This is a genomic window from Salinispira sp., from assembly GCF_059431795.1.
The window spans coordinates 37,524-47,527 of sequence record NZ_JBXWXS010000040.1 but is presented as its reverse complement, the minus strand read 5'-3'; the positions used below and the strand labels follow the sequence as shown (position 1 = coordinate 47,527).

The 10,004-nt window shown below is 48.3% G+C and carries 6 protein-coding genes; 4 read left to right on the top strand and 2 right to left on the bottom strand.

Annotation, left to right across the window (positions count from 1 at the left end):
* The first annotated feature begins 237 nt into the window (after window positions 1-237).
* A complete protein-coding gene (locus tag AC52PS_RS13580) occupies window positions 238-1,389 on the top strand; it encodes a PKD domain-containing protein (RefSeq protein WP_495563616.1) in 1,152 nt (383 codons plus the stop codon).
* 167 nt (window positions 1,390-1,556) lie between these two features.
* Here AC52PS_RS13580 and AC52PS_RS13575 read toward each other — a convergent pair whose 3' ends face one another.
* Window positions 1,557-2,483, bottom strand: a complete 927-nt coding sequence (locus tag AC52PS_RS13575; protein ID WP_495563615.1) for a tetratricopeptide repeat protein — start codon at window positions 2,481-2,483, stop codon at window positions 1,557-1,559.
* A gap of 206 nt (window positions 2,484-2,689) precedes the next feature.
* A complete protein-coding gene (locus AC52PS_RS13570; protein WP_495563614.1) occupies window positions 2,690-5,440 on the bottom strand; it encodes an alpha-amylase family glycosyl hydrolase in 2,751 nt (916 codons plus the stop codon).
* 622 nt (window positions 5,441-6,062) lie between these two features.
* Here AC52PS_RS13570 and AC52PS_RS13565 point away from each other — a divergent pair.
* From AC52PS_RS13565 to AC52PS_RS13555, 3 genes are all read left to right on the top strand, one after another.
* Complete coding sequence (locus tag AC52PS_RS13565; RefSeq protein WP_495563613.1) at window positions 6,063-7,460, top strand: hypothetical protein; 1,398 nt, start codon at window positions 6,063-6,065, stop codon at window positions 7,458-7,460.
* Window positions 7,457-8,836, top strand: a complete 1,380-nt coding sequence (locus AC52PS_RS13560) for a hypothetical protein (RefSeq protein WP_495563612.1) — start codon at window positions 7,457-7,459, stop codon at window positions 8,834-8,836. The genes AC52PS_RS13565 and AC52PS_RS13560 overlap by 4 nt, the downstream gene beginning before the upstream one ends.
* A 384-nt stretch (window positions 8,837-9,220) precedes the next feature.
* Window positions 9,221-10,000 (top strand): DUF2087 domain-containing protein, encoded by a 780-nt coding sequence (locus tag AC52PS_RS13555; protein WP_495563611.1) that lies wholly within the window; start codon window positions 9,221-9,223, stop codon window positions 9,998-10,000.
* Window positions 10,001-10,004: the final 4 nt, after the last annotated feature.

The window sequence follows — 10,004 nt, the reverse complement described above, 5'->3', positions numbered from 1 at the left end:
CCCGCGCAACCGATGCAACGCTCCGGTTATTCGGTGGCAGTACCTGCTTGAGCACTGCATTTCGGAACGATAAACTGTATTTCATAAAAGCCTCCTTTCAGGTGACTTCTATGTTGACACAGGGGGAACCCCGGGGTCTTCTATACCAGCTTCACACCGGATGTAGCAAGAGATTATATCATCCGGCTCAATGTCAGCGATCCCTACGATCCTGCGGCCGATGACATTCGGGTAAATGTGATTGCCGGAAGCAGCAACGAAGTGCCCACGGTGAGCTTCGATGCAAGCAGTGAAGCTTACGGTGATACCGGGGCCAACCTAAGTTTTACCGTCGACGCAAACGATTCGGACGGCAGCATCGACAACTACGCATGGGATTTCGGTGACGGCACGTCTTATGACAGCTTAAACCCAACAGAAAGTTATACCTTTTCAAACGCCGGGGAGTACACCGTCACGGTCACCGTCACCGACGATCAGGGTGCCGAAGCAACCGCCAGTCACGATGTGAGCATAACGGATGCAGGCTCAGACCCCGCTCCGGTGGCGAAGTTTGCCGTAGACTCAACTCTGCTTGATATCGATGGAGGCTTGAACGTACTCAAGATAAACCAGAATGATTCATACGTGGTGGATGAAAGCAATAATTCTGATCTGGCAAGCTATGAATGGGACTTTGGTGACGGATCAGCACCTGTTACAGGTACACTGATCACAGATCTGGCCTGGACCATATCATCAGATCTGACTCATACATACACTCAGCCGGGAAGTTATACCGTTACACTCACCGTAACAGATGACGACAACTTGACTGATTCATATAGTGTGAATATCAAAGTTGATGACAGCAGTGCGGATGAGCAAGAAAGCCAACTTCCACCATATAAAGATGCAACCCTCAGGGGTAACGGCGATACCCTCAATAAAGATTATGTGTTTGCGGGGCTCTATGAAGATGAAAAGGATCCTTTTGCAGCGGTGTTCGCATTCAACATGAGAGATTTTATTCAGAACGCTGTTTCTGTTAGCGAAGCCATTATGATTCTGGAATACAGGAGTGTTGAAGGGGACGAAATAGACAAGGCCGTGTTCCAGCCCCGGGTTATCAATCCCGGTTATGAATGGAAAGAGGATGCAGCTGGGGAGTACGAAGAGATGCTGAGCAAAAGCGAACCCTTCGGTGAAAAGATCAGTTTCACCGAGCTTGGCGCAACGTATAAGGTGGATCTTAGCGAAGCGGCAGCCAAGTGGGTTAACGAGGGGCATGAATCCTTAGACATTATGCTTGAACCGATTGGACAGACTCCTACAGGATCGCTGATCCAGTTTAAGGCTCAGGAAACTGAAGAGCCCAATGTAGGGTTGAATGTCCGCTATTATGAGTAGATTGAAAACAATTTATTCAACTTCAACGGAGTGAATAAGAAAGCCCGCCTGGGATTACTCAGGCGGGCTTTTTTGGTGCGCCTGGTAGGGCGCACTCGCTTGGGAGTGAAAGTCTCTTCTGATCTATCTCTGGCTGAGGCGGTTTAATCCTTTTGAAGGAGGTGGTTTTATTCCCCCCACAAAAGCTCCTCGATTACAATGGTCAGTTGGGGGTTGGCGTTGATTTCCGCCGCCTCCCGGAAATCTGTTCTCATGCCCTCGGTATCTCCCTGCCGGGAGCGGGCGAGACCCCGAAGGTAATGGGCCTGCTGAAGGTCTGCGGGAGCAGGCGCGAACCCGGCGCTGCCTCCCTGGGATTCAATGAGCCCGTTGAGCATATCCAGAGCTTCAGCCCACCGCCCCTGTTTCAGCTGAAGTTCCGCTGAGCTGAGAACATAGAGGGCGTACAGTTCATCGTCTTCAGGACTGAGCGTTACATCATTGTAGAGTTCGGCGGCTTCATCCAGGTTTCCCAAGAGCTGCTCACAATAGGCTAAATAAAGAGCCGCCTGGTTGAACTCCTCCCCAGCAGCCGCGTAGTAGGCCTCTTCGAACAGAAAGAAGGCATCCTGAATCCGTTTTTCCCCTAAGGCCTCGAGCCCCCGGGCGAACAGTTCCTCAGTCGGGGTGGAGTAGATGCTCCCTGGGTCCCCATCACCACTCGAGTCGTCTCCCCGAACTCCAGCCGGTGCATTGCCGCTTGTGATTCTGTCCTGGATACTTTTCTGAATCCGTCCTTCCAGAGATTTAAGCAGACTTTCCTGCCGCCGGCTGCCGGTCATGCGGTAGATTCTTCTCAGAGAGTAGTTTCCTGGAGCGCCAAAGAATACCCTGTTTCCGTCCAGGTTCAGTTCTACGGTGGATTCACTCTCCAGGATTAAGATTCCGCTCACTGCAATGTCATCGCCGATCTGGAGCAGGTTTGGGCCTCTGCCGTTTTCCCAGAAAACTTCTCCCGAGAGGAAACTCACCTCCACTTCCTGAGTGACGGCGGCGGCAGATATCATGAAAAGAGCCAGGCATGCGGTGAATATGCGCTGATGTAAGCTGTTCATTCCGGTACTCCTTGAATCCGACGGTGTAAGGGTCACAGTATACACCAGAATTAAAGATTGGAAAGCCGGGGGGCTGGCTGGTGAAATGAATGGCCGGGGAACTGGGGGCAATTGCAGGGGAGGGGCAGGTATTTGAATATGGATAAAAAAAAGGAGCCTCGCTGCAGCGAAGCTCCAAATTATCTGCCGGACCGGGAGACCGGAGTTTATTCTTGAGTTCCCAGGCGAATCAGCGGCAGATCGTCCATGATCAGCGGATCGGACTCGAAATCTCCCCCGCCGAAAATATAGGCGTCGGGCTCGGCCTGAAGCAGACGGTTTGCGCTTTCAAGGCCGTCGTAGTCCCAGGTGGTAATGTATATTCCCATACCATCCAGGCTTTCGGGGTTGCCCAGACCCGCACCTTCTATGGTGAAGCTCAATCGTCCCGCTTCTTCGTCCACATCTATTTCTATGGAGCTGGAGATGGCCGTGCCGTAGGATTCAGCCCCGGCCCCTTCCGAGTTGTAGAGACTTGCGTTCCAGCCGCCCACCATCATCATCACGTCCCAGTCGCTGCCTTGGGGCATTGAAGCATTCTGGAAGGGGAGTTCGGTAGCTCCCTCCCGAGATGGGGCGTCGAAGTATACGTAGTAGTACACGTGGTCGAAGCCATTGGCGGGCTGCCATACAGTTGATATGGGTCCTGCGGGATAAATATCCAGACGGAGATTGGTGCCCGCCCGGTGAATTTCCACAGCCTGAATATCCATTTGGTTGTTGAAGCTTTCATCCAGAGGATAAATGTACGCTCCCTCAGGGCCCGCGTCATCGCCCACCTCATCTTCCACCCGGGTGGCAAAGGAGAAGGCCAGGTCAATTTCCACGTTCAGTGCCGGAGAGCTCAGCAGGCGGTCCCCGGCGTCTCTGCCCACAATGGTAATACTGTGGGGACCGTTGGCATAGCGTTCCGCAGGGATCACTCCGCTCCAGGAGTTACCCTGGCTGTTGAGATCGATGGCCCGGTCCAGATTTCCGTCGATTACCAGCTGAAGATTGCTTACTCCCTCTGCGCTGCCTGATACGGGGCTGTCTTCGGTGAGTACGGTTCCCGCGTCCATGCTTGCAATGCTGATGTTTCCGCTTCGGGCTGCGGCTTCCTGTACTGAACCGGTGTTTTCAAGAACCACCAGGCTTTTGGGCGGAAGTACCAGGCTGATGTTGCCCGATCCGTCGCTCACAAAGCCGTCCAGCATGGCATGGGAACCTTCCATCCCCGCACTGAATACCGATTTGAAGCCATAGGCTCCGTCAAGTCCGGTATCAAGATCCGAAACCAGGTAGTTGTAATTCGCGCTGTTCATGAGGACAACCAGATCCCGGGGCTCCCCATCCTCCGCTGTGCCGTCCATGGCATAGGCCAGAAGGCCCGGTCCGGAGCTGCTGGCTCCCAGGTTTCGGTAGACCCCTCTGCGCAGGGCGGAATATTCGTTCCGCAATTCTGCCAGCCGGGAAATGTAGGAATATGCCCGGCTTTGGGCATTGAAATGGTCTTCCCCGCCGGATGCGAAGCCATTGGCAAACATGGCCTGCCTGGTTTCATTGAAGTGCTGCTCGGTGCCGTAATACACCACGGGAATTCCCGGGGCTGTGAAAATGTAAGCCAGAGCCAGCTGCATATCCGCGTAGCCGGCAATGGAGAGAAAACGGTCCATGTCGTGATTATCTATGAACGTGAACAGCCGATTGGGATCGGGATAGTTTCGGTAGGCGGCTTCCATGCGGTAGGCAAGCCGGTCGGTGGGCGCTCCCGATCCGAACACCTCTCTGATTTCCTGGTTCAATGTGAAATTGAGAAGAGAAGGCATTGCCGGCTCATCTTCGCTGCCCAGGTATTCGGCGATTTTTTTATCAGCTTCATCGCTATACGGACTGCTGCCGATCCATGCCTCGCCGAAGGTGATAAAATCACTCTTTCCCAGTTCATTGGCCACATTCAAAATTCCCGGCGCATCCTCATCGTCTGAATAATGAAAATCGTGAAAGTACTCAACCGGAATGTATTTCACCGTGTCGATGCGGAATCCGTCTACACCGGCTTCCCGAATCCAGTGACCGTAGCTTTCCCTCAGGACGTCCCGCACCAGCTCGTTTTCCGTGTTGATATCGTCCAGATCCGAGAGCTGATTGTTGAATACCTGTTTCTGAACATTGTAATTTGCAATGGGACCCGTCCAATGGTAGGCGGCGGTCTCCAGTGCTTCCGGATCGTTAGGGTCGTTCAGGTTGAACGGGTACTGGCTTGGAATGTTGCGGGGAACGAAGTTATCATTGGCCACATATCCTCTTGCCGGGTTCGATCGGCTTGATGGGCCGTCGTATGTGAAAAAGTTCCCCGTATGGTTGGTGACAATATCCTGGATCAGATACATATCGTTTTTGTGCAGAAGAGCTGAAAGCTCCCGATACTCGTCCAGGGTTCCCATGTGTACGTCCAGTTTCTGAAAATTTTCCGCCCAGTAGCCGTGATATCCCCCGTAATTCACCGCGTAATCATACCATTGATTGGCAACCGGAGGAGTGATCCAGATGGATGTGGCACCCAGGCCTTTGATGTAGTCGATGTTGTCGGCTATGCCCCTCAGGTCGCCGCCGCTGTAATGGCTGTTCTTCCCGGGATCATATTCGCCCTTTCCCTGGTCGGAGTTGGCTGGAACTCCGTCATCGAAGCGGTCGGTCATGATGAAATACACCACCTGATCCCGCCAGTCTGGGCTCTCTACCTGAAGATACCGGTCAATATCCCCGTCCTGAAGCTGTTCCACCGGCACCACCGCTTCCCGCGCCTCCCGGCTTATCCACCCCGGACGCTGGTCCGGCGCTGTGGGCTGACTGCTGCAGGATGAGAGCAGAAAGATCAGCCCCCCCAATAGCAGCCACGACGCTGCCCCAATTACCTGTTTTCGCGTTTTTCGCATACATATCCCCCTGATGTTGTTACCTCATCACCTTATTGCGGGAAATTTGTTTTTGTCAATAAGAGGTTTTTTCCTTTGAAAATTATGGAATACCCAGGGCTTCCCAAAAACCCCTATCTCTCTTCCTATAAATGAAATACTTTTAGAATTTTCTTCCAAAGTGCAAGGGTCTTGTAAAATGCAGCCGAAAATCTTTTTCCTGTTTCTGTGGCGGAGGGGGATATGGATCGAACTGAAGATAAACAGCAGCTTGCATTCGAGAATTTTTCCCGCCATTTGGCGGTAAACTGAACCCTAATAATCACTGGGGACAGCTTTCCTGTTGATACCCTGGGTAGATTTAGAAGAGGAAGAGGCTTCTGGGTTCGCCATCGAATGTGGTCGAGGAGCTAGGGCAATTCGATTCCATACTGCATTAGCTGGTCTGATCAGAAAAATTATGATCCTACACTATCGAAAATCACCCGTGAAATTTCCATGCAGCGGCACATAATATCATTAAAGATGTACATCCCTGACCGGCATACAAACATGTTGTTCTGTGAGAAATTGCCAGGGGCAGTATAAGCTCCCGATTGCTCGTACTAACAAAATTTTATGTAATAGCTTATAATATTTTGATATGGGGATTGACCTTACAACTGCCTACATCGTCTTGATCCTTTTTATTGCGACCACAGTTTTTGCAGATTATATTGTGTTTCGCCAGCTTCCCCAAAACCGCCATCTGCCGTGGCTGATGATGTATATGGGAGCCTGGCTGCTCACCGCTGGCTCAATACTTTTACAAGCTGCTGCCCCCATCGCAGGTCAGCTGCTAGTTCAGGTGATCGCAATACTAATCGTTTATTCTATAGTAGCGCTTGTACATAGCATTGCCGGCGATGCCCTGCCAAAAATTCGGCCTTTTGTTATATATGCCTCTTTCTACATTCCGATTATGTTTGCGGAAATACTGATTTTCGAATCCAATATTGCCCGAGCACTATTCGGATCTTCTACGTACCTTGTCTCTCATATGTGGGCATTCTATCTACTTAAGAAAAAATATATGGACTCTGCGGACCGGGATAGCATACTTCGGACAAATACAGTCGGTTTGCTAACATACTCCCTGCTTATTATGGCGTTGATGTTCTTCATACGTTTTCTTGTAGGACTCAGTCCTTTTTCCAATACTGCTGTAGGTGAGTTAATGGCAAATAATTGGTTCAATGTCATTTCCACTCTTATCATACCTGAGGTTATTTTCATAATAAATGTGGCGGGATTGTTAATTATACTCAAACAGGAAAATGAACGGAGAGCAAAAATAGCAAGAAAATTTCTGATCTATGAAAGCGAGTCTTTGTATGCCGAACTCATTAATGGCTTAAACCATGAAATCAACACTCCTTTTGGAAATGCAAACATCCTAATCAGCCTTCTTGAAAAATCCCAGTATAGAAGTGATGAATTCAACCGAATACGTGATCTGGCAGCTGAGAATCTCACAGCACTGCTGACGATTCTTAACGACCGTAAAGTACTGCTGACAGATAGTTCGAATAATTTGAACAAAATGGATATAAAAGAATCAGTTAATACTCTGAATAGATTAATGAAAAGAAGCTTTTCCTCGAACAAGATCACATATATAAATGAAAACGATATTTCACCTGTGAACACTTCCTATCAACATTTGTTCACGATACTCCACAGCTTCGCCGAGATCATCCAGTCCTTTCTGAAAGTTGAAACTGAGAAAGAAGTTCATATTCGTTGGAAACGTAATTCAGGGGTAATAGAGATTTTCTTGACTTTTGATAGTCATAAGGATATTTCAGGTATTTTTGAAACGACGGAAATATTTACCGCAGCATTAGATGATGGTTCCAGCCTGCTGTCAAGAGTAGGCTGGTTAAAAGAATTTATACGGTCAATTCACATGGGGGAGCTGAAGATTAGAAGCTATTTTCCTCAACACATTATATCATTTTCTCTTCAGGAAGACTCAAACGGGAGCAGAGACGTACAATGATCCAGTTAGATTTGTTTACCGCCTACCTATTATTCCTGATTTCATCTGCGATAATGCTTATTGCGAATTTCTACCTTATCCGAAAAGGCAGCCCTCGTTTTCTGTTCCTGGGGACCCTTTCATATATACTTTTTCTCTTATCAGTGCTTGCAATTATCATGCAACCGTTATTACCGGAATATCTCCACTTTCTGCCGTCGATGCTGCTGTACGCTTCGGTGCATGCATATGCAGAAATGGTGGAAAGGCTAAAAAATAAACGGGGAGTCAGTTGGAGACAGTTAATGATCTTCCTCCCGTTTTATTTCTTCGTGTTAATCAGCTACAGTTCGGGATTGAACTGTAGTCTTTGTAGTGCATTGAATGGTTTGTTTTACGCGGGTCTGTACATTCTCATCGCAGCGCGACTCTCCTCCCATAAGAATATTGTGGAAAAAGAAAGCAAATTTTTGTGGAAGATCACCGGTCTTTGTTCCGCAATTACTACTGCTCTTGCTCTTGTGTGGTCAACAAGGAGCATTATCGTTTTGCTGGAAGAATTTTCTCGCGAAACGGATCTGCTTACGAATACAGTTACAAATGTACTCATCTTACTAATTATACCACCGTTGATGTTGATTCTGAATATAATATTTATCCTTCTCGCAGTAGAAACCGACAACAGACGTCTCCAAAATATCCAGGCAGCAAGCATCCTTTCACAATTCGATATATTCCAGAACAAGGTTATTTCAGAATTAAACGAGTTTGCCAATGATCAGTTAGTGGAAGCCAGAGCCGAACTACAGAATGTTTCAGCAGAGATGCCGGCGAAAGCACGGGAGCATATGTTCAGAAAAATCCTATCCGAGATGCAAGATGTAAATTCTATATTTAGCAGTCGGAACAATCTGTTGAATACGCATGTAAAAGCAATTGATACGGTGGATTTAGAGAAGTTTCTCGAACAGGTAACTAGAGTTCTTAGAGTAATCAAAATCGATCGAATACTGTACACATGTATAGACTGTCAGAAGGTTATCGAAGTTTCGGAAAAATATTTATTCTGGATCCTCTACACGATGGCAGAAATTATTCAGGCGAACTTGCCGTCGGATTACAGTAAACCCAAAGAAATTTATCTTACAATTTTACCTGAAAATACGGTCAAATATGACCATAGGCTGGTGCTGCAAGCCTGGCACAAGACTGAAAAGAATGGTTCAGAACCTCGTATATTTAATGAATTTACTGATAATGATGATTGCAGATTTATATGGGTGAAAGGGTTTGTCCAATCATATTTTGATGGAAAGCTTTTTTTGGGTGACCGTGAACGAGAAGGTAAAATCTTCCAACTACATTTTGATGGAAAGATACTGTCGAATCACAAATAAGTAATAAACTGAGCCTCCAGCATATATTACCTCGCTTTCGCTTTTTAGAAGCTGCAAGCAATTTAGCAAAATCTTTTCGGTCCACTTCAGTAAATAGTTCTGCATTGAGAAAAGCAGCCTAAAACCCTTGCACCTGTTTCTGTGGCGGAAGGGTTTTACCGACTAATGACGCAGTCCAAAACGAACCCTGTCTCTGGCTGCGCTGATTCTATAAATCCATGCCGGAAAAAAACATAATTTACTTTATGTCGATTCTCTCTTGAAAGCATTTCCCGGACAGGTTTAAAACCCAATTTTCTTCTGTCTGGGTTTAAAGCAGTAAAAGCCCTTGTATAAACAAACGAAATAAGTTATGTCTAATATATTATGGATAAAAAACAGGTAATGTCTATGATTACAGGATACGAGTTCGACCGTGAAGCACAAAATTACCGCTGCATCCATTGTGGCGAGAGTTTCCAGTCAGGGTTTATGTATTCCTGCGCCCCAGAGGGCGACAATCAGCGCTATTGCGATGCACGGAAGGCAGCTCAGCTGCATTGTGAGTCTGCCCACGGAGACCGACTGTCTGCCTTGCTCGACATGGGGAAAAACGCCCATGGTTTATCTGAAATACAGCAGCAGGTAATCCGGGGCATGGCCGGCGGCATCAGCGACCGGGAACTGGGCAGGGAATTGGGGAACCGTGCGGCGTCCACCGTCCGGAATCATCGTTTTAACCTCCAGAAAAAACGGCGGGAAGCCCGCCTGTTTCTGGCAGTTATGGAGCTGGCAGAAATGAAGCGCAACGCAGAAAACCAATCGAATGGGGCGAGAAATGCAGCCGAAGAGTTGGTAGTCTTTCACCACGATATGCCCATTACCGATGACCGGGTGCTTATCACCACCGCAGAAGCCCGGGAAATCGAAGAAAAGCATCTGGACCGCAGCTCGGGCATCAAAGTCCTCAAATTTCCCCGGAAAGAGAAAGCCAAACTGGTGATTTTGAAAGTTCTGGCCGGGTTGTTCGAAAAGGGTCGGGTCTACAGCGACAAGGAGGTCACCGAGCTTCTCAAACCGGTTTTCGCCGACGTGGCAACCATCCGCCGCTATCTTGTTGAGTATAAGTTCATATTTCGGGATGACGCCGGGCGGGAATACCGCCGCAACGACGCTGTAGAATAATGAC

Coding starts and splice junctions, on each gene's coding strand:
- AC52PS_RS13575 (WP_495563615.1), bottom strand. CDS start 2,483: ATGAACAGCTTACATCAGCGCATATTCACCGCATGCCTGGCTCTTTTC.
- AC52PS_RS13570 (WP_495563614.1), bottom strand. CDS start 5,440: ATGCGAAAAACGCGAAAACAGGTAATTGGGGCAGCGTCGTGGCTGCTA.
- AC52PS_RS13565 (WP_495563613.1), top strand. CDS start 6,063: ATGGGGATTGACCTTACAACTGCCTACATCGTCTTGATCCTTTTTATT.
- AC52PS_RS13560 (WP_495563612.1), top strand. CDS start 7,457: ATGATCCAGTTAGATTTGTTTACCGCCTACCTATTATTCCTGATTTCA.
- AC52PS_RS13555 (WP_495563611.1), top strand. CDS start 9,221: ATGTCTATGATTACAGGATACGAGTTCGACCGTGAAGCACAAAATTAC.